Origin of the sequence: Exiguobacterium sp. s124 (assembly GCF_018617485.1) — a bacterium.
GTDB classification, from domain to species: Bacteria; Bacillota; Bacilli; order Exiguobacteriales; family Exiguobacteriaceae; genus Exiguobacterium; species Exiguobacterium aestuarii.
This window is the reverse complement of sequence record NZ_JACSKH010000004.1, coordinates 1-19,093: the sequence shown is the minus strand read 5'-3', so window position 1 is coordinate 19,093 and position 19,093 is coordinate 1. Positions and strand designations below refer to the sequence as shown.

The following is a 19,093-nucleotide window of genomic DNA, read 5'->3' as shown; positions in this document are numbered from 1 at the left end:
TATCATACAGGTACAGAATGGAAGGTGACAAGATGAAATGGAAAGATATACCTAAACCCATAAAAGTACGACTCGTGACATCATTTTTCAATCGTTCGGTCTCATTCGCAATCATGCCGTTCATGGCACTTCTCTTTGTCAAAGCGTTTAACGAATGGATTGCGGGCGTCTTCTTAGTCTCGCTCGTCTGTCTTGGATATGTAATCGGGTTGATTGGAGGATACCTCGCCGATAAATTCTCACGGAAGCGACTTCTCGTGTTGACGGCAAGTCTCACAGCATCAATGTTTCTCGTCATGACGCTCAGTCTTCAATTTGACCAGATGATTGTCTTCATGATCGCCTACACGATTTTCACGGTCACGAACAACCTTGGACGTCCGGCGATGAGCGCCATCATCATCGATGCGACGACACCTGAGAATCGAAAAGCCGTGTACGCGCTCGATTACTGGTTAATCAACTTATCCATCACGATTGGGACGGCGCTCGGGGGCTGGCTCTATGTCAGCAACCAACTCTTACTGTTTTGGATTTTGACGTTCACGTCGAGTATGTTGCCGATTGCGTACGGCATTTTTCTCGAAGACACGAAACGGACGTGGACCTCACAAAAGCTACGCCTCGTCTTCGTCGACGTGTTCCAAAGTTATCAAATCGCCTGGCGTGACCGCCCGTTCGTCAAAGTCGTCTTCGGCTCAATGTGTATCCTCGCTGCCGAGTTCTCGATGGGTAGTTATGTCGCGGTAAGGCTCGCCGATTCATTCGAACCGCTCTCGTTTGAAGACTGGACAATCAACGGGGTGCGGATGATGAGTCTCATTCAAATCGAGAACACGCTCATCGTCGTCGCGTTGACGTTCTTCATTCAACGTCTCGCTTCCCGCTTCTCGAACAAGCACACGCTTCTCGGCGGACTCGCGTTGTACACGATCGGTTACGCCGTCATCACGAGCGCGAACTCGATAATGCTTCTCCTCGGCTTCATGCTCATCGCCACGTTCGGCGAATTATTGTACTCGCCGGTATTGAATACGGAGAAGGCGAACATGATGCCAGAAGACCGACGTGGTGCGTACTCGGCATTTGCGGGAACCTCATTCGCCGGTGCCGATTTCTTATCGCGCTCGACGATTTTAATCGGTTCGCTTCTCACCCCGTTCATGATGAGCGTCTACATCGGACTATTGGTCAGCTTCGGCTGTTTCCTCGTCTATAGCGGCATCTACGTAAAAGAAAAACTCGTCCTACGACGAGCGGCGTCCTAAATCAAAACCATCCCTTCTCATGAGACGGGATGGTTTTTGTCGAGTGACATGACAAGCATGATTGTTCGCCCCACTTCATAATCCAATCACTGCCACGGTCAATCCACCGTAGACGAATCCGAGTACAATCGCACTGATGGCCATTCGTTTATATTGTGGGTATTGATATAACGCAATCGCACCGCCGACGACGTGTACGAACGCGACGATGAACGTCAAAATCGCTAATACCATCTAAATTCTCCTCTATTTTACAAATAAATTTTAGTAATTCATGGTAATTCAAATGTTTTTAGATACAATAAAATCTGCATTCATTATATCAATCTTAAACAAAGAAAGTAGGAAATCATGATGAATTATTCAACGTCACAACTGACGACAGAAGAAATGTTGTTCGTGAACAGCGAAGTTGAAAAACGAAAGCCAAACCTTCTCGTCGCATACTTGCTTTGGTTCTTCCTCGGCGGCTTTGGTGGACACCGCTTCTATTTCAAGAAGACCGGTTCTGCCATCGGAATGCTCGCTCTAATGGTTATATCACTCGCCCTTACATTGGTTTTGGTTGGCTTTGTCGGGCTCTTCATCGTAGGAGTTTGGACACTTGTCGACGCCTTCCTCATGCCAGGTTGGCAACAACGGGAAGTCGAAAATATCGAACGCGAGACAATCGCACAATTGGAAGCGCGCGAACAACGACAAGCAGGATTCTAATCAAAAAGACGATCGAGGCATCTCGCCCCGATCGTTTTTTAGCGTTCTTTTAAGTAGAATGCGAAATCCCGTGTTTTCCGTTCTTTCACCGCGTAATGAATCCATAGCCACGCTAACCCTTCTAGTTCGCGGGCGAGCTTCAGACCGTGGAGTGGGTGCGTATCGAAACCAATCTTGTTCGATAGCTCGACGACAAGCCGTACCGCCTCTTCATCATCCCCTGCAACGAACATGACAGACCCATTCGGATTGCCTAAATTCTCGACCCCTGTCTGATTGAACGCCTTCACAACTTTTGTATCAGGAACGAGTCGCTGCAAATACTCCGCACCCGACACCCCATCCGGTCGCTTGACCTCGTTAAACTCGATCGCAATCGGATTCGTCACATCAATCAATACTTTCCCGTCCAGTCCGTCAAGTGTCGGCAATAGGTCGACTGCGGCCGCGAACGGCGTACAGAGCAGGAGGACATCACTCCTCAAGGCGACCTCTTGTAACGTCAACGTGCCTTCCCGCTCCGTCCGTGTTCCATACAGCACCTCATAGCCTTCTCGTTCGAACTGTTCGCCGAGCGTGCGTCCGACTTTCCCGGCACCTAAGATTCCGAGTTTCATCACTCACAACTCCTCGTCTGTCCGCGTGACCGTTCCTCCAAACTCCTCTGCGAGCCCGTCTAAAATCGATGGGTCGAATTCTTCCCCGATGGCCATAACCCCGGTCTGACCTGGTTCGATATTACCGACCGTCCGTTTGAATGTATCTTGAATACCTTGCATATGCTTCACGTCTTTCGTGCCGCCGATGAGACCACCTGTGAGTGTTCCGAATAAAATTCCGAACGGTCCACCGAGGATTCCAACCGCCATCCCGATGAGCGCACCTTTCGTCGACTTGTTGACCGGTGCGAGTTGCGCCGCATCCTCGAACGAGAACGCCCCGTTTTCTTCACGCTTGATGATGACCAATTGTTCGAATCCGACGAGTCCATCCGAATGATACTTTTTCAGCTTACTGAACGCCTGATACGAGATGGCCTCTTCTGGGAACGTGAACGTGACGATGTGATACGGTTGTTTTTCCTTTTTAGCCATGAAAAATTCCTCCTTTAAGGTAGAAAGCATGACGAGCACGTACGCTACTCTATTTCCCCGAGTGACTTGTAAATAATCTACATACACCAATTAATCAATGCGGACAATGATGCGCTCGCATGGTAAAATTTACATATCACTCATAAGGAGATTTTCTATGCAACGTACTCTTCGAAAGTCGGCGACCGACCGCTCCATTGCCGGAGTATGTGGCGGAATCGCTGAATATGTGAATATCTCTTCTTTTGAGATTCGTCTCTTATTCGTCTTTTTGCCAGCAAACTTTCTCATCTACATCTTACTTGCCAATTTGATGAAGGATGAACCGCACTATCTATAAGAAAACGCGAAAGCTGTTAGCTTCCGCGTTTTTTTGTTAGGCATTCACTTTGTCTTTCATCGCTTCAAGCGCACCGCTGTTCAAGAAGTGCCATGGTTTGTTGTAGTGTGGCTGGAAGAAGAAGTCGACATATGCGAGTTCTTCGATCGTCATCTCGTTTTGGATGGCAAGGGAGAGCGTATTGACCGCTTGTGTCAAATCCGCTTTCGACAACACTTGTCCTCCGACAATGCGATGTGTCCCTGTCTCATAGACGAGTTTAAATTCAACTTTCTCTGCGGTCGGCATGAACTCCGGACGATACGCATCCTCGATGACGACACTTTCTACGTCGAGTCCGAATAGGGATGCCGCTTCTTCTGTCAGACCAGATGACGCAATGTTCCAGTCATAGAGTCGTAGTCCTGACGTTCCTTGTGTCCCTTGATAGCGGACACGAGGCTGCATCATGTTTTCTGCGACGAGCGTTCCCATCCGGACCGCATTCGTCGCAAGTGGGATATAGGCGTGTGTACGCGCCGGGTTGTAGTAGACGGCACAGCTGTCGCCTGCCGCAAAGATGTCCGGGTTGCTCGTGCGCATATATTCATCGACGATGATGGCACCGTTTCCGAGCATGTCGACCTGTCCTTCTAAGAGTCCTGTGTTCGGACGAAATCCGACACACAAGATGACAAGGTCCGCCTCGAATTCACCTTTGTCCGTCACGACATGTGTGACGTTTCCGCTCGTTCCACGGAATGCCTCGACCGTCTGACCAAGTTCGAGGTCGATTCCGCGACTTGTCATATCCGCTTCCAATTGATCCGTGAACGACTTGTCGAGATATTTGTTCAAGATACGGTCGGCACTGTCGATGAATGTGACATGTTTACCGTATGCTTCAAACGCCTCGACGAGTTCGACCCCGATATACCCCGCCCCGATGACGGCAATCTTCGTCGCGTCTGTCGCCCGCTCGATAATGCGTTGTGCGTGCGCATAGTTTTTACAAAGTTCGATTCCATTCATTTCGATTCCTGGGAGCGTCGGGACGATCGGCCATGAACCTGTCGTGACGATCAAGCGGTCATACGTGTCATGCACGTCTTCTCCCGTCTCGAGGTTTTTGGCGTGGACCGTCTTCGCTTCGGCATCGATGGATAGGACGTCATGTTTCATGCGCATTGTCGCTCCGAGTTCTTCAAGTTCACGTGGAGATGAGTAGAATAATTCTTCTGCACGTTGGACGACCCCACCGACGTGGAGCGCAATCCCACACGAGAGGAAACTGACGTTGTCGTTCCGCTCGTAAACGGTGATGTCGAGATTGTCGTTCTTTGCGAGTAACCCTTTGACAGCTGCTGTTCCTGCATGTGTACATCCGATGACTGCGATTTTCATATGAGTCGTCTCTCCTTTTATGTTAGACAGTACGTTTCTTTTCACATTGTGATAAACATCACATTTAATTCTTGACCTTAGTGTACTATTTCACAATATAGGATTCAATGACTATGCTCACTATTTCACGTAAGAGTGTCTAAAATTTGAACAGTATGAACTTCCAATTGAACTATAGTGTAGTGCACATAAAAAAGCATCGTCCCATTTACGGAACGATGCTTATTTCTCATTCATCTGTTTCATTAAATCCATCTGTTCTTGCACCATCGCTTCTTTCTCCCGACGTAGCACTCCTTTATAGGCGACGCGTGAAATCGATAAACTGATTTCATATAGGAAGAAGAGTGGCAACGATACCATGAGGTGCGATGTCAAATCCGGCGGTGTGATGAATGCCGCGACTACGAATAGCGCGAAATACGCATACTTACGAATCTTCGATAAGAAGTATGGTGTCACGACACCAATCCGGGTCAAGAACATCGTCACGACCGGCAATTGGAACAATAGACCGAACGGGATCGTCAGTTGCAACAAGAACGTGAAGTAATTGTTGGCTCCGATGATTTGTTCGAGTCCGAGGTCTTGCCCGAGGTCCGTCGAGATATCGAGGACGAGCGGGAACAACCAGTAGTAGGCGAACGCAAGACCGATCAAGAACAATCCGAAGATGATCGGGATATAGGCAAGGGTGCCTTTCCGTTCATTCGGATGCAGACCGGGTGCGACAAACGCCCACACTTGATACAGTAGGAATGGGCTCGCCGCAATCAGGCCGATGATGAGCGCTAAGTTCAAGTAAATCATGAGCGGGTCCGCGACACCAAAGGCGTTCAGTTCGAGCCCGCGTTCGACGAGATCTTCTTGCAAGTACGCGAGTACATATTTGACACTCGGCAAAGCCATCAAAAAGAAGGCAAAGACGACAAATGCAGATAGCATCAGTCGTCTTCGCAGCTCTGTCAAGTGATCGGTGAGTTCCCGCTCTTGATCAGGTTGATGATTCATGGCTTACTGCTCTTTCTTTTCGATAGCTTTCTTGTCGTTCTCGTCGTGCTCGTTCATCATGCCGTTCGTTGCATTTTTGAACTCACGAAGTGTCTGTCCGGCCGCGCGACCAAACTCCGGTAATTTCTTCGGTCCGAAGATGATGAGCGCGATGATGGCGATGATGAATAGACTCGCCCCACCCGGAATTCCGACGACGAGTGATGATGCTAGTAATTCCATTATTGATGGACCCCCTCAGCGGTTGGATAGTGTTGCATAAAGTAAATGAGTGACTGCAGCTCAATCGACAAATCGATGTGATGAACGCGAACCGTGTCCGGTACGGTAAGTCGTGCCGGTGTGAAGTTCAAGATGCCCTTGATGCCGAAACGCACCAAGTCGTCTGCGACGGACTGCGCATAGGCAGAAGGTACCGTCAAAATCGCGACGTCAATCTTGTTTTGCTCCATAATCTGTTCCATCTCATCGACGTGATGAATTGGGACGCCTGACATCGTCGTGCCGACTTTTGTCTCGTCTGCGTCGAACCCGACGACGATATGTGTGTTATTGTTTTTAAGGAAGTTATAGTTGACGAATGCCGTCCCAAGGTGACCGACCCCGACCAAGGCGACATTCGTAATCTCGTCCTGATTCAGTGTCTTTCGGAAAAAGTCTAACAGATACTGCACGTTATAGCCATATCCCTTTTTACCGAGCGCACCGAAGTACGAGAAATCACGGCGAATCGTAGCCGAATCGACCTTGACCGCCTCACTCAGTTCTGCTGAAGAGACACGTTGTTTCCCTGACGCATGCAGGCTTTGAATAAATCGATAGTATAGTGGCAACCGTTTGGCTGTCGCTTGTGGAATCTTTGGTTCGTTTTGACTCAACGGAAAGAGCCTCCTTTTTACGACACGTTACAAACGAATCTGAATTTCATACACCTTGATTGTAAACGAATTCACATGACCACTCAACGAATATACCTAAAATCGCTGAAAAATACAGTATACTAAATAGAGAGAAAGGGGTTTTTTCACTTGATCCTACTGCAAGTCAATAACTTATCCAAATCCTTCGGCGTTGAGCCGATTTTAGAAAACGTAAAACTCGAAATCCAAGAAGGCGAACGCGTCGCCCTCGTCGGTCGTAACGGGGCCGGGAAGTCGACGCTTTTGAAGGTCATCGCTGGTGAATATAACTATGACTCTGGGGACATCATGAAGCCGAAAGACGTCACGATCGGCTATCTCGCCCAAGACTCAGGGCTAGAATCCGATGAGACCATTTGGAACGAGATGCTCACCGTCTTCACAGGCTTAATCGAGCAAGAAAAGACGCTCCGTCGCATGGAAGCAGATATGGGCTCGGAACGGATTTTAAATGACGCTGCGGCGTACGAACGTCTCCTCTCTTCTTATGATGAAGAGCAGCATACGTTCAAAGAACGTGGCGGATATCAATATGAAGCAACGATCCGCTCGGTCCTCCACGGAATGCGTTTCTATCCGGACGATTTCGAACGTCGCATCGACACACTCTCCGGTGGACAACGGACACGCCTCGCCTTGGCGAAGATGCTCCTTCAAAGTCCCGACCTACTCATCTTGGACGAGCCGACGAACCATTTGGACATCGAGACGCTTGCCTGGCTTGAGAAGTACTTGAGCGGCTATAAAGGCGCCGTCCTCATCGTCTCCCACGACCGGTACTTCCTCGACCGTGTCGTCTCGGTCGTCTATGAGCTGTCGCGTCACCGCAGCCGCCGTTTCGTCGGGAACTATACGAAGTATCTCGAGCAGAAGGCCGCCCTCTACGAACAAGAAAAGAAGCAGTTTGAGTCGCAGCAAGAAGAGATTGCCAAGATGCAGGACTTCATTCAGCGAAACATCGCCCGAGCGACGACGACGAAACGTGCGCAAAGCGTGCGGAAGCGTCTCGAGAAAGTCGACCGCCTCGATGCTCCAGATGGTGACGAGCGCAGTGCCGTCCTTTCCTTCTCCATCAAACGCCAAAGCGGAAACGATGTATTGAGCGCGAGTGACCTCGCCATCGGATATGAGGACGCAATCGCCCAACATCTTCGCTTCCAGCTACAACGCGGTGAATCGGTCGCCCTCGTCGGTCCGAACGGAGTCGGGAAGTCGACATTACTTAAAGTGTTAACGAAACAGCAAGCCGCCCTCACTGGCGAGATTCGCTACGGGACCGGCGTCGAGATCGGCTACTACGATCAGGAACAACAAAACTTGTCCGACGCGAACCGTGTCATCGATGAGATTTGGAATGACTGGCCGCTCATGCGCGAACAAGAAGTCCGGAGTCTGCTCGGACAGTTCCTATTCAGCGGCGATGATGTCATGAAGCGTGTCCACGAACTCTCTGGTGGCGAACGGGCACGACTCACGTTGGCCAAATTGAAGCTCGAGCAGCCGAACCTGCTCATCTTAGATGAGCCGACGAACCACTTGGACCTCGACTCGAAGATGATTTTAGAGAACGCGCTCCTCGACTACCCAGGTACGATCCTCTTTGTCTCACACGACCGATACTTCATTGACCGACTCGCGACACGTGTGTTAGAAATCACGCCGAACGGCATCGACGAGTATCTCGGTGACTACTCGTATTACGTCGAGAAGAAAGAAGAACTCGAAGAACTCGCGCGTCTCGCTCGTGAAGAGACGAAGCAGGTCGTCGTGAAGAAACAGCGTGCCGACAAAGAGCAGCAACGGGAAGAGCGTCGGATCAAACAGCGCATCGAAGAAATCGAACTTGCGATTGAGCAACATGAGAACCGCCTTGATGAAATTGAACAATTGCTCTGTGAACCGGATGTCTTCAACGACTTCGCCCGCGCCCAGGAGTTGTCGACCGAATCGGACGCAGCGAAAGAATCAATCACAGCTCTCTATGCGGAATGGGAGGAACTCCATACATGATGCGTACCCGTGCCATGCGAATCGAGTTCATCCAAGCGTTCCTCACGGGACTGGCCTACATTGTGCCGACCGGAACCGAGTTCGTGTCTGAACTCATCCGAGGCGAATCGACGATCGTCCCGTCTATTCTCTTTTACTTTTTACCGGTCGTGATCGGTTTCATTATTCAGACGTGGCCAGGCATTCTACTCAGTCTCTTCAGTGGACTGCTCATGAGCACGCTCTTCATCCGTATCGTCGTCTGGCCGGTCGATGTGACCGTTCATACGTTTTATGCGCCCGGATCAGTGTGGGCCCACTTCTATGAAGAGACGCTCTTCATGTGGATTCTCGCCCTCCTTGTGTTTATCGTGAGCCGCATCAATACATGGCATCGCGAGAACTATCGACAGCCTAAAGCTTGAACCGTCCGTCCTCTTTTTTGCGAGAGGACGGCTTTTTGATTTATGTATAAATTTATTTATAGATTAGGCTTTTTTTCTTAATTTGTTTTTCGTTAGAGTGCGCGTTATTCTAGTCACGTACCGAAACAACGGATTATTTCTTAGGAGGAATGACAGATGAGTAAACATGTATTAATGGTCGTGACGAACGCAAAAGAAATGAAGGACGGTCACACGACTGGACTTTGGTTATCCGAATTTGGTGAGGCATACGTCGAGTTCAAACAACAAGGATATGACATCACAGTCGCTAGCCCGAACGGTGGTCAATCTCCAATCGACGCACGCAGTTTAGAAGGAGAAGTACCGGCTGACATTCAAGCGACGGCTCCTCTTCTCGAAGATACGATTGATTTGAAGACGATCAGCAACTTCGATCAATTCGATGCCATCTTCATGCCAGGTGGTCACGGAACAATGTTCGACCTTCCACAAAGCGAAGCGTTGAATGTTGCTATCCGTTCACTATTTGAAGCAGGTAAAACGGTTGCTGCCGTCTGCCACGGTCCCGCTGGTCTTGTCGGTGCGACATTGTCTGACGGGACACCACTCGTGAACGGTAAAACGATTGCGACGTTCACGGATGAAGAAGAACGTGCGACAGGTCTTGATATCTACATGCCGTTCCTACTTGAAACGCGTCTTCGTGAACTCGGTGCGAACATCGTGCTCGCAGACAACTTCACAGAAAACGTTCAAGTCGATGGAAACTTGGTAACAGGCCAAAATCCACAGTCGACGGTTGCTGTCGCAAAAGCCGTCATCCACACGTTAAACTAATCGATTCTTTCTCGTTGCCAATCGATGAAAGAGGATGACCCGTCTGTTCGAACAGACGGGTCATCGTTCTTAGGAGGAATAAAGATGATCACCATTTTAGCTAACATTAAAGCGAAGCCTGGTCTCGGTTCAGCACTCGAGACACATTTACGCCAAGTCGTCACCCCATCACGCGCCGAGGTAGGTTGCGTCTTCTATACGTTACATCGTGTCGAAGGAAACCCGGACGCGTTCGTCTTTTACGAAAAGTGGGCAGACAAGGCGGCACTAGATGCGCATATCTCCTCACCCCACTATCAAACGTATCGCAAAGAAGCAGAAGCATTGCTTGATAGTCGCGATGTTCAATTTTTAGAAGAACTTAATGGACATTAATCGAAAAAAGTAGGGCCCACGTGGGTCCTACTTCATTTTGCATCCTGCAGCGCTTGGATGACTTGGTTGATCACGGGATCGTGTTTCGACTCGGTCCGATGCGCGAGGTAAATAACGTTCGTCGCAAAACGCTCAGGTGCTACGACTTGCACGCTTCCCCGCTCGAGCGCATGTCGAATCAAATAGTTCGGCAAGATGCTGATGCCACACTTCGACTCGATCGCCGCAAGGATCGCATCGACGTTTGGTAAAATCATCTCCGGACGGATGTCTGGACGTTCCCCGAACTGCGTCTGGTAGTAACGACGGATGATGGGCAGCTCCAATCCGTAACTGATCCACGGCTGGCGGTCCATCCAGTCTTTCAACTCGTCGGTCGGGACTTCCCAATCGTTCGGTGCCACTAATAGAAACGATTCGTCGGCAATCGGAACGTATTGGATCCCTGGCTCCTCCATCCGCTTTGTCGCAATGACGAAGTCGAGTTCCCCGTCCGCCAAGCGTTTGATCAAATCCGCGGTCATTCCAAAATCTGCGATGTACTGTGCAATATCAAGCGGTAAAGCGGGTATAATCTCATGTGTGACGAACTCGGTCGGTCCACCGAACTTGAGGACGGGACGCGGTTGCTCGCCGGAGACATATTTCATCTCAAGTGACAACTCTTCGAGACGGTCAATCAACCCGACCACTTGCGTGTACAGTTCCTTCCCCGCATCCGTCGGAATCATCTGACGTGGTGCACGTGTGAAGAGGGACGTCTCGAGCTCCGCTTCAAGTGCGGCGATATGTTGGCTGACAGCCGGCTGTGTTAAAAATCGGACACGCGCCGCAGCCGATACGGAACGTTGTTGGTACACGTGGATAAAACTGCGATACCATTCAAAATCAATCATCTGTGTAAACTCCTTTTGTATTCGTTACCTTCAGTATAAAAGGGAGTAAATCATAAGAGAAATAACATTTAAAGGATACATCGATAAATAAATTTATAAGGAGTGGATTGAACATGAAAGCTTTATTACTGCATGAACCGAACACATGGCAGACGATGCAAATCGAGGAGGTTGACGCACCGACACTTCGTTCCGGCGAAGTGTTGATTGAAGGGGAATACGCCGGCCTCAACCCGGTCGACTATAAAACCGCAACCAACGGCAAACCGGAATGGTCTTACCCCCATGTACTCGGACTCGATGTTGCCGGTACGATTGCCGCTGTCGCGGATGACGTGACGAATGTGAACGTCGGGGACCGCGTCCTCTATCACGGCAACTGGAATGAATGGGGCGGCTTCGCTGAATTCACTCGTGCCAAAGCACACATGGTCGTCCCAATCCCTGAATCTATCTCGTTCGCTGATGCGGTCGCGTTACCGACAGCCGGATTCACAGCATACCAAGCCATCTTTGAAAAACTCCCGATGAATGCGATCGATACGATCCTCATTCACGCCGGGGCCGGTGGTGTCGGCGGATTCGCGATTCAGCTCGCGAAGTATCTTGGGAAACGCGTCATCACGACCGCTTCAGCGCGCAACCATGACTGGGTCAAACAACTCGGAGCTGACGAGGCGATCGACTACAACACGGAAGATTGGCAACAACGGGTGATGGAACTGACGAGTGGTCACGGTGTCAATGCCGTCATCGATCCCGTCGGTCGGGAGACGGCGACCGCTTCCCTTCACGTCATCGCCTACAACGGACACATCGCCCATATCGCAGGTGCCCCTGACATGAGTGTCATCAAACCGTTCACACGTGTCATCTCCTACCATGAGGTCGCGCTCAATGCGATCCATCATCAACAGGACCGCGTGAGCGAGGCGAACATCGTCCGCATCGGTACGCACATGCTCGAACTGCTTGCAGCGGGTGAGATTCGACCGATGATTCAAGAGACGATTCCATTCGCGGACATCCCGAAGAAATTGGTCGAACTGTCAGACCGACACGTCGTCGGGAAAATCGTTGCCAACTTGAAGGCATGAAAAAAGAGGTCAGCGTATCATCATACGCTGACCTCTTTTTATAATCAGAAGTATCGTAACGGTTGGAATCCAATCGTATGGAAGTCGAGCTTCGTCCCGTCTTCTGCAATAAAGAAGACAGCCTCGTTCGTATCAACGTCACGTGTGAACACTTTGTAGAACGTCATCGCTTTCTCTCCATTTGTCACATAGCGTGCCTCATGTGTCGAGATGACTTGTGCGAACAGTTGCTGTTCATCGAGTTCCTCAATCAAAGCGTCAAACTTCGCAGCCTCTTCTTCCGTTGCCTCGCGACCTCGCTCGATTTCATAATAAGCATCGCTCGCCTTCGGCTGTACACCAAGATTGCGATCAACGACGATCACACGGTCTGGCTTTTGATCGACGACACTCGCGTAGCCATATAATGACTCAATCAGCGTGTTTTCTCCGGTCACACGACCAATGCCCTCTAATGACTCTTCTCCAGTCAACGACTTCACTCGCGTCTCTTCTGGGACAATCTCCTCTTGATAGGCGATATTGTAAGCGCGGATGATCTCTCGTACTTGTAAGAACGTCGCAACGACGAGCAATACGATAAGTCCTCCGATGATGATGCGTTTCGTCATGTCTCTATTTCCCCCTAGACTGTCATGCTCTCTTCTAAGGATAACCCAGGAACCGCATTCATCGCTAGTGTATCGCGCTTGCCGCGCACATACGCGTGATGTGCCGCAACCCCGATCATGCCAGCGTTATCCCCACACAGATTAAGTGGTGGGATGACGAGTTGAATCCCTTCAACTGTAGCAGCTTCCTGAAGCGCAGCACGAAGTCCACGGTTTGCCGCGACACCACCAGCGACGAGCAATTGCTTCGCCCCTTTTTCTTTCACGGCGCGAATCGCTTTCTCGACGAGTACTTCGACGACACTCGCTTGGAAACTCGCTGCCAAGTTTTCCGGGATGACCGTTTCTCCGCGTTGCTCCGCATTGTGTACGGCGTTGATGACTGATGACTTCAAGCCACTGAAACTGAAGTCGAAGCTACCTGGTTCAAGACGGACGCGGGGGAAATTGTACGTGTCTTCCCCGGCCGCTGCCAAACGATCGATTGCCGGACCTCCCGGATATGGAAGACTGAGTGTGCGTGCGACTTTATCGTACGCCTCCCCTGCCGCGTCATCACGTGTCTCACCGATCACTTCGAATACACCGTGTTCTGGCATATAAACGAGTTCTGTATGTCCACCTGAGACGACGAGACAGACGAGTGGGAACTGCATCTCTTCGACGAGTTCGTTTGCGTAAATATGTCCCGCGATATGATGGACGCCGATGAGTGGTTTTTGATGGGCGAACGACAATGCTTTGGCCGCACTGATGCCGACGAGAAGGGCACCGACGAGACCCGGTCCTTGTGTGACCGCGACCGCATCGACGTCTTCCATCGTCACGCCTGCTTCGCTCAACGCATCGTCAATAACATACGTGATGCGCTCCACGTGATGACGAGACGCCACTTCAGGGACGACGCCACCAAATCGTTTATGACTCTCAATTTGAGAAGAGACGACGTTCGACAAGAGCGTCTTTCCGTCTTTGACGAGCGCAACAGACGTCTCGTCACAGCTCGACTCAATCGAGAGAATCAGTGATGTGTTCATTCTGAGTCACTTCCTAACTTCGCCCAATAAATATAGGCGTCTTCATTATTATCCTGATAATAACGTCTTCTTCGTCCGGCTTGCGTAAATCCAAACTGCTCATACAGTTTTTGCGCCCCTACGTTCGACACGCGGACTTCTAACGTCAATCCGACAAGCCCCTTTGACTTAGCAAACGCGACAAGTTCCGCTAACAGTTGATTCCCGATCCCTTGCCCACGAAATTCGGGTAAGACGGCAATGTTTGTGATATGTCCTTCATCGACGATTTGCCATACCCCTACAAAACCGATAACCCGTTTGTCATAGACCGCGACAAAATAAATGGCCTGTTCATTCCGAAGCATCTCGTTCATGAACGCCTCTTTTGTCCACGGAATCGAGAACGACGCCTCTTCGACTTTCGTCACTTCCTCGACATCGAGCCACGTCATTCGACGAATTTTCACGTCAGCCATTGTTTTGTCCCTCTAACCATTTTGCTTCCGCTTCGGCGAGTCGCAAATACTCTGGTTCAAACGCATGGACGTCATTCGTCTCATCACTGAAAACAACCAAATCGCTCGCACGACCGTAACGATGAGCAGCCGGTGCTTCGACATACTCATATTCGCTCAACACCTCACGGAACGGTTCGACGTCTCCAACGACGAGGAAACGTCCTTGACTATTGAGTCGCAACCAGTCGGCGACTGACGCATGTTGATCGTGCGTCAGTGCCTTGTTGTGCTGATAATATCCGATATAGGCGTTGCCACGTCGCGCGTCAATTAACGAGACGACCGGCAAGTCCGTATTCGGTGCCGCTGCCATGAGTTGAAGGGCAGATACCCCGATTAGTGGAATGTTCAGCGTATAAGCGAGTGTCTTCGCTGTCGTCACTCCAATCCGAATTCCTGTGTACGACCCAGGTCCTGTCGTAACAATGATCCGTTCAAGCATATTCGGTCTCCACTTGACCGCTGCCATGAGCTGTTCAATCATCGGCATGAGTGTGACCGCATGATTTTTCGAGACCATGACTGTCGCTTCAGCTTGAATTTCTCCAGCTTCACTTAATGCAACAGACAAACGTGTCGTTGCGGTATCGATCATTAATTGCTTCATGCGAGCACCTCCTTGGCGATTCGAACGTAACGGTCACCTGTTGGAGCGAGCGTCAATTTCCGTTCCTCGTCACTGACCCGTTCAATTGTGATGGCCAGGCGTTCTTCCGGAAGAGAAGACTCAATCAAGTTCGACCACTCCACGATGGCAACACCGTCACCGTTGATGTATTCCTCAAGACCGATGTCATCCCCCGTATCTTCGAGACGATAGACATCCATATGATAGAGCGGCAAACGCCCTTTGTATTGTTTCATAATCGTAAACGTCGGACTGTTGACGTTCCGCGTGACACCGAGTCCTTTTGCGAACCCTTGTGTGAACGTCGTCTTGCCCGCGCCGAGGTCACCGTTTAATGTGATGACCGTTCCTGCTTCGACGAGCGTAGCCAAACGTTCTGCCACCGCTTGCGTCTCCGCCGCAGAATGCGTAATCAATGTATACATGAATGGTTCTCCTTTTATCACTTCTCATACGTACTCATTGTACACTTCATTTTAAGCAAAAAAAAACACGAAACGCTATCGTTTCGCTATCTCATTTAAAAATTGGTTGCGGGGGCTGGATTTGAACCAACGACCTTCGGGTTATGAGCCCGACGAGCTACCAGACTGCTCCACCCCGCGACGACATATGAAATTAAATAAAAATTGGTTGCGGGGGCCGGATTTGAACCGACGACCTTCGGGTTATGAGCCCGACGAGCTACCAGACTGCTCCACCCCGCGATGGTTTGAATTGTTTCGACATCCTCTATAATAAGCGAGACAGTTATAAAAAGCAACCTTTTTCTCAATGTTTTTTGAAAAATGGAATCGGGAACACATATAACAGTATAGAATTTAGAGAAAAGGGGCGCGACCGCCATGTCCAAATGGGGAAAACGATTCAAGAAATGGTTCTTTTCGGAGATCGAAGCCGATATCACCTTTGACCCGGCAGCACTCATTCCGAAGCAGGTAGTGACCGGAACACTGCACGTATCGAACCCGACGACAACCGTCGTTCGACTACAAGAACTGACACTCAATTTTTTGACGACCTTTAAAGACATCACCATGGAAGGAAATGAATTCAATCGGGAAGCCGACATTCAAGAAGTACCGATTCCGCTGTCTGTCGTACTAGAACCCGGTGCGAAGGAGGATGTTCCGTTCTCCTTCGAATTGACGATGTATGCCCCTTCTTCCGCAGGTGCCCCTTATAGCGTGGAGGCGACTTTATGGGACAAGGACATGAAACGTGTCTGGTTTGACGTGATTGAACACATTGAAATCGAACCGATGCCTGAACTGAAACGATTGCTCGACGCAACTGCTCATGCTGGACTTGAACCAATGTTTGTTCGTAACGTGATTGATCCCCTTGGGGAAGAGCGTCCTTATCCATTCGTTGAGAAGTATGGATTCAAGCCAATCGGTGAATGGGCCGACGAGTTTGAGGTCGTCAAATCGTTTTGGCGCCTCCACGAAGATGGGATCGACCTCTACTATTGGCTCGACAACATCGAGACTCAGCGCACGCTTGAGTCGATGGCGACCGACGTCGAATTGCGTCATCGTTCCCTCACGTGGGAACAACTCGAACGTGAGCAAGAACAGCTCGGTCTCGGTATTCAAGATACGTTACGTAGTCACCGCTCCTCGTGAGCGGTTTTTTCAATTTGAATAATATCCCCACTCGTATTGACGATGGTTTGGAAGTGATGGCGATACGGATGCATGAACAACTCATATTGAAGACGTCGCTCGTCATGGGAGGCGCGTAAGTAATCCAGTTCCATTCCCCGTTCCTGGATATCACGATTCGCTCTGCGTCTAAATTCTGTTTCTCCGTCGGTATAAAGATAAATCGACTGGTCAAAAGAAGTGAGATCAAGAAAAGCGACACTCATGCCCTCAACAATCGTAATCGGCTTCTCGGGATCAATCCATGTCCGCTCTAAATATGGGACGTCAATCGTATAAAATCCAATCCCTTCCCGAATCATACGGACATCACGCTCGAGTGAAAGCAGATGATGCGCAGACGGATGACAAGCCGTCATCTTATAGTGATGGGGTATTCCATCGTGTTCATACGTGAGTAATGTTTGTTTCCGTAACTGTGAATCTGTGATGTACGGGTCGGTATGAAACAGGTTTACATCCCCTAATCTTTCTCGTAATCGTTCAGCCAATGTAGATTTACCGGCCGCTCCATGCCCCGAGATGGCAATCAACGTTCGTTGCCCCGGTCTCACCCTTTGTTCGATTTCATCGATGAGTCGTTCCATGATTCTCCCCCTTTGGTACACTAGATAATAGAAAGGAAGTGTATCAATCTCATGTCTACTTGTCCATTTTGCCATCCCACGCTCGATCCACATCAAACAATCGTTGCTGAGAATGACTCTTGTTATTTTCTCATGCACGACCTCGAGCAGGACGTTCTCGTCGGCTCAGGCGTCATCGTCCCGAAAGCGCACCGCACGACGACATTCGACTTAACATCGTTAGAATGGCAGCATACTAACGAATTGCTTCACATAGCAAAAGAACATCTTGATCGAACCTTTCAACCTGACGGATACACACTCGGTTGGAACGTCGGCACGGCTTCAAACCAAACCGTGCCTCACGCTCATCTACACGTCATTCCTCGTTATGATTCAGGACCTCATGCAGGGAAAGGACTTCGCCACTGGTTAAAACGACCGGAGTAAATAAGCAGCTCATCGCGTGAGGATGAGCTGTCTTCTTTTTTCATCAGTCTCTTCGAGTCGCTGTTCGAGATTTTCTACTTGTATGGTCATACGTGCAATCAACCGATTGATTTCCTGATTGAGTTCATTTACATGATCAAGCGATTCATTGATTCTACCGTGCATGGTCCATTCGGAGAAAATGTCATCTAAGAAGTAATCCGCAAACTGAATGAGGGAGCCACGTTGAACATGTAACTCTTCGACCACTCCTTGCACGTCGGCTAATTCACGGGAAAAACGTTCCAATGCAGATTGAAGTTCATGCATCGTCTGTTCGGAAGCATCCAATGCATCATGCTTCATCGCAGTCGCAATCAATCCTCCACCAAAGAACGTATCATACGTCGACCATCCCTTTGCGCTGTCTAAATGCTTCAGTGTTTTCGCAATTGTTGCTCTTGCGAATCTTCCCGCCTCAATCGCTTCCCGATATTCAATAAGAAGTTCATTCATCTCCGCTTGTTGATGTGTCAGACGGTGAAGATCTTTTCGAACAGCCGGGTCTTTAGTAAGATGTGCCTCTTTGGTTTCTAAGAATGTCTCCCATTCATCATCGATCGTTTCATAGGCCTCCAGCTTTTCTCGTAAATCTCGATGTTCAAGCGTCAATTCGTCAATCATCGCCTCATGTTCACGTAACTTCAGTTCGGCTCGAGCAGCTTCCTCTACCTCTTTTGTACGCTGTTCATCAAATGTCCCTCTCCACTTGCGCCATGTATTCACGAGTGAAAAGCTTTCAAGATCGTAAACATCACGCTGTTCCTTTGTAAATGTATTGAGCAACTCTTTTCGTACGGTTTCGTGCTCTTTCAACTGTGCTTCAATTGTCTTTTGCTTACGGACAAGTCGATCACGCTCGGCAAGACGCTGTTGCAACTCTAATTGCACATCTTGAAAATCTTTCATTGGTCTTCCCCTTTCGTTTCATACATCGGATTCAATAAGACATTGGTTCATTGTCGTATCCAGGAGTCTCGACATTCACATCTCTTACTGGTAACTGCAAAGTGTCTGCCTTTTGTCGAAAGCTTGCAGTTAAACGTCTTTTATAGTAGCTAATCGAATATACAAAACACTCCCCTCTTTCTCATACTTTGTACGAAAAAGAAGGGATAAAGTTTCAATGAAACAAAAAAACGACCGAGCGTTATGCTCGGTCGTCCTCTGCGTTGTTGCCTGGCAACGTCCTATCCTCACAGGGGGAGATCCCCCAACTACTTTCGGCGCTGAGACGCTTAACTTCCGTGTTCGGCATGGGAAC

Annotated in this window: 25 protein-coding genes, 2 tRNA genes and 1 rRNA gene; 10 read left to right on the top strand and 18 right to left on the bottom strand. The window is 49.5% G+C overall.

Annotated elements, in window-relative coordinates; genetic code table 11:
* Nucleotides 1-32: 32 nt before the first annotated feature.
* Nucleotides 33-1,268, top strand: coding sequence for an MDR family MFS transporter (locus KNO85_RS13455; protein ID WP_214790866.1), 1,236 nt, complete (start codon nt 33-35; stop codon nt 1,266-1,268).
* A 75-nt stretch (nt 1,269-1,343) separates the two neighbouring features.
* Here the strand turns inward: KNO85_RS13455 and KNO85_RS13450 are convergent, their stop codons facing one another.
* A complete protein-coding gene (locus tag KNO85_RS13450; RefSeq protein ID WP_026824443.1) occupies nt 1,344-1,502 on the bottom strand; it encodes a hypothetical protein in 159 nt (52 codons plus the stop codon).
* Between the two features lie 120 nt (nt 1,503-1,622).
* Here KNO85_RS13450 and KNO85_RS13445 point away from each other — a divergent pair, with 120 nt between their 5' ends.
* A complete protein-coding gene (locus tag KNO85_RS13445) occupies nt 1,623-1,982 on the top strand; it encodes a TM2 domain-containing protein (protein WP_214790864.1) in 360 nt (119 codons plus the stop codon).
* Between the two features lie 38 nt (nt 1,983-2,020).
* Here KNO85_RS13445 and KNO85_RS13440 read toward each other — a convergent pair whose 3' ends face one another.
* Nucleotides 2,021-2,599 carry an NADPH-dependent F420 reductase gene (locus KNO85_RS13440; protein WP_214790862.1) on the bottom strand — a complete coding sequence of 193 codons (579 nt, stop codon included), beginning with the start codon at nt 2,597-2,599 and terminating at the stop codon, nt 2,021-2,023.
* Nucleotides 2,600-2,602: 3 nt separating this feature from the next.
* On the bottom strand, nt 2,603-3,076 hold the full coding sequence (locus tag KNO85_RS13435; RefSeq protein WP_214790860.1) for a hypothetical protein: 474 nt from the start codon (nt 3,074-3,076) through the stop codon (nt 2,603-2,605).
* Between the two features lie 157 nt (nt 3,077-3,233).
* On the opposite strand from KNO85_RS13435, the gene KNO85_RS13430 reads away from it, so the two are divergent.
* On the top strand, nt 3,234-3,416 hold the full coding sequence (locus tag KNO85_RS13430; protein WP_214790858.1) for a PspC domain-containing protein: 183 nt from the start codon (nt 3,234-3,236) through the stop codon (nt 3,414-3,416).
* 36 nt (nt 3,417-3,452) lie between these two features.
* Here KNO85_RS13430 and KNO85_RS13425 read toward each other — a convergent pair whose 3' ends face one another.
* From KNO85_RS13425 to KNO85_RS13410, 4 genes are all read right to left on the bottom strand, one after another.
* The gene (locus tag KNO85_RS13425; protein ID WP_214790856.1) at nt 3,453-4,799 is read right to left on the bottom strand and encodes an FAD-dependent oxidoreductase; all 1,347 of its coding nucleotides are present in this window, start codon (nt 4,797-4,799) and stop codon (nt 3,453-3,455) included.
* 222 nt (nt 4,800-5,021) lie between these two features.
* On the bottom strand, nt 5,022-5,810 hold the full coding sequence (gene tatC, locus KNO85_RS13420; protein ID WP_214742996.1) for a twin-arginine translocase subunit TatC: 789 nt from the start codon (nt 5,808-5,810) through the stop codon (nt 5,022-5,024).
* Nucleotides 5,811-5,813: 3 nt separating this feature from the next.
* Nucleotides 5,814-6,032: a twin-arginine translocase TatA/TatE family subunit gene (gene tatA / locus KNO85_RS13415; RefSeq protein ID WP_034770678.1), complete on the bottom strand. Its 219-nt coding sequence runs from the start codon at nt 6,030-6,032 to the stop codon at nt 5,814-5,816.
* Nucleotides 6,032-6,688, bottom strand: a complete 657-nt coding sequence (locus KNO85_RS13410) for a redox-sensing transcriptional repressor Rex (RefSeq protein WP_214790854.1) — start codon at nt 6,686-6,688, stop codon at nt 6,032-6,034. Before KNO85_RS13410 ends, tatA begins: the two co-directional genes overlap by 1 nt.
* Nucleotides 6,689-6,838: 150 nt before the next feature.
* Here KNO85_RS13410 and KNO85_RS13405 point away from each other — a divergent pair, with 150 nt between their 5' ends.
* The 4 genes from KNO85_RS13405 (at nt 6,839) to KNO85_RS13390 (ending at nt 10,338) form a co-directional block, all read left to right on the top strand.
* Entirely contained in the window at nt 6,839-8,740 is a 1,902-nt protein-coding gene (locus tag KNO85_RS13405; RefSeq protein ID WP_214790852.1) for an ABC-F family ATP-binding cassette domain-containing protein, read from the top strand.
* Nucleotides 8,737-9,144 (top strand): hypothetical protein, encoded by a 408-nt coding sequence (locus KNO85_RS13400; RefSeq protein WP_214790850.1) that lies wholly within the window; start codon nt 8,737-8,739, stop codon nt 9,142-9,144. The genes KNO85_RS13405 and KNO85_RS13400 overlap by 4 nt, the downstream gene beginning before the upstream one ends.
* 156 nt (nt 9,145-9,300) lie before the next feature.
* On the top strand, nt 9,301-9,963 hold the full coding sequence (locus tag KNO85_RS13395) for a type 1 glutamine amidotransferase domain-containing protein (RefSeq protein WP_214790848.1): 663 nt from the start codon (nt 9,301-9,303) through the stop codon (nt 9,961-9,963).
* Nucleotides 9,964-10,047: 84 nt separating this feature from the next.
* Nucleotides 10,048-10,338, top strand: coding sequence for a putative quinol monooxygenase (locus tag KNO85_RS13390; RefSeq protein WP_214790846.1), 291 nt, complete (start codon nt 10,048-10,050; stop codon nt 10,336-10,338).
* Between the two features lie 32 nt (nt 10,339-10,370).
* Here the strand turns inward: KNO85_RS13390 and KNO85_RS13385 are convergent, their stop codons facing one another.
* Nucleotides 10,371-11,234 (bottom strand): LysR family transcriptional regulator, encoded by an 864-nt coding sequence (locus tag KNO85_RS13385; RefSeq protein ID WP_214790845.1) that lies wholly within the window; start codon nt 11,232-11,234, stop codon nt 10,371-10,373.
* Between the two features lie 113 nt (nt 11,235-11,347).
* Here KNO85_RS13385 and KNO85_RS13380 point away from each other — a divergent pair, with 113 nt between their 5' ends.
* The gene (locus KNO85_RS13380; protein WP_214790843.1) at nt 11,348-12,331 is read left to right on the top strand and encodes a zinc-binding dehydrogenase; all 984 of its coding nucleotides are present in this window, start codon (nt 11,348-11,350) and stop codon (nt 12,329-12,331) included.
* Between the two features lie 44 nt (nt 12,332-12,375).
* Here the strand turns inward: KNO85_RS13380 and KNO85_RS13375 are convergent, their stop codons facing one another.
* From KNO85_RS13375 to KNO85_RS13345, 7 genes are all read right to left on the bottom strand, one after another.
* Entirely contained in the window at nt 12,376-12,942 is a 567-nt protein-coding gene (locus KNO85_RS13375) for a hypothetical protein (RefSeq protein WP_214790841.1), read from the bottom strand.
* A 14-nt stretch (nt 12,943-12,956) separates the two neighbouring features.
* Nucleotides 12,957-13,979: a tRNA (adenosine(37)-N6)-threonylcarbamoyltransferase complex transferase subunit TsaD gene (gene tsaD, locus KNO85_RS13370; RefSeq protein ID WP_214790839.1), complete on the bottom strand. Its 1,023-nt coding sequence runs from the start codon at nt 13,977-13,979 to the stop codon at nt 12,957-12,959.
* Complete coding sequence (gene rimI, locus KNO85_RS13365; protein ID WP_214790837.1) at nt 13,976-14,437, bottom strand: ribosomal protein S18-alanine N-acetyltransferase; 462 nt, start codon at nt 14,435-14,437, stop codon at nt 13,976-13,978. The genes tsaD and rimI overlap by 4 nt, the downstream gene beginning before the upstream one ends.
* Nucleotides 14,430-15,086 carry a tRNA (adenosine(37)-N6)-threonylcarbamoyltransferase complex dimerization subunit type 1 TsaB gene (gene tsaB, locus KNO85_RS13360; protein ID WP_214790835.1) on the bottom strand — a complete coding sequence of 219 codons (657 nt, stop codon included), beginning with the start codon at nt 15,084-15,086 and terminating at the stop codon, nt 14,430-14,432. Before tsaB ends, rimI begins: the two co-directional genes overlap by 8 nt.
* Nucleotides 15,083-15,532 (bottom strand): tRNA (adenosine(37)-N6)-threonylcarbamoyltransferase complex ATPase subunit type 1 TsaE, encoded by a 450-nt coding sequence (tsaE, locus tag KNO85_RS13355; protein WP_214790828.1) that lies wholly within the window; start codon nt 15,530-15,532, stop codon nt 15,083-15,085. The genes tsaB and tsaE overlap by 4 nt, the downstream gene beginning before the upstream one ends.
* 103 nt (nt 15,533-15,635) lie before the next feature.
* A tRNA-Met gene (locus tag KNO85_RS13350) sits at nt 15,636-15,712 on the bottom strand.
* Between the two features lie 25 nt (nt 15,713-15,737).
* Nucleotides 15,738-15,814: transfer RNA gene (locus KNO85_RS13345), tRNA-Met, on the bottom strand.
* A gap of 138 nt (nt 15,815-15,952) precedes the next feature.
* Here KNO85_RS13345 and KNO85_RS13340 point away from each other — a divergent pair.
* Nucleotides 15,953-16,735 carry a sporulation protein gene (locus tag KNO85_RS13340; RefSeq protein WP_214790827.1) on the top strand — a complete coding sequence of 261 codons (783 nt, stop codon included), beginning with the start codon at nt 15,953-15,955 and terminating at the stop codon, nt 16,733-16,735.
* Here the strand turns inward: KNO85_RS13340 and KNO85_RS13335 are convergent.
* Complete coding sequence (locus KNO85_RS13335; RefSeq protein WP_214790826.1) at nt 16,720-17,361, bottom strand: uridine kinase family protein; 642 nt, start codon at nt 17,359-17,361, stop codon at nt 16,720-16,722. The genes KNO85_RS13340 and KNO85_RS13335 overlap by 16 nt on opposite strands.
* Nucleotides 17,362-17,412: 51 nt before the next feature.
* On the opposite strand from KNO85_RS13335, the gene KNO85_RS13330 reads away from it, so the two are divergent.
* Nucleotides 17,413-17,790, top strand: a complete 378-nt coding sequence (locus KNO85_RS13330) for an HIT family protein (RefSeq protein ID WP_214790825.1) — start codon at nt 17,413-17,415, stop codon at nt 17,788-17,790.
* 9 nt (nt 17,791-17,799) lie between these two features.
* On the opposite strand, the gene KNO85_RS13325 is transcribed toward KNO85_RS13330, so the two are convergent.
* Both KNO85_RS13325 and rrf read right to left on the bottom strand, forming a co-directional pair.
* Nucleotides 17,800-18,738 carry a coiled-coil domain-containing protein gene (locus KNO85_RS13325; RefSeq protein WP_214790824.1) on the bottom strand — a complete coding sequence of 313 codons (939 nt, stop codon included), beginning with the start codon at nt 18,736-18,738 and terminating at the stop codon, nt 17,800-17,802.
* A gap of 268 nt (nt 18,739-19,006) precedes the next feature.
* Nucleotides 19,007-19,093 (bottom strand): 5S ribosomal RNA (gene rrf, locus KNO85_RS13320); the annotation flags it as partial.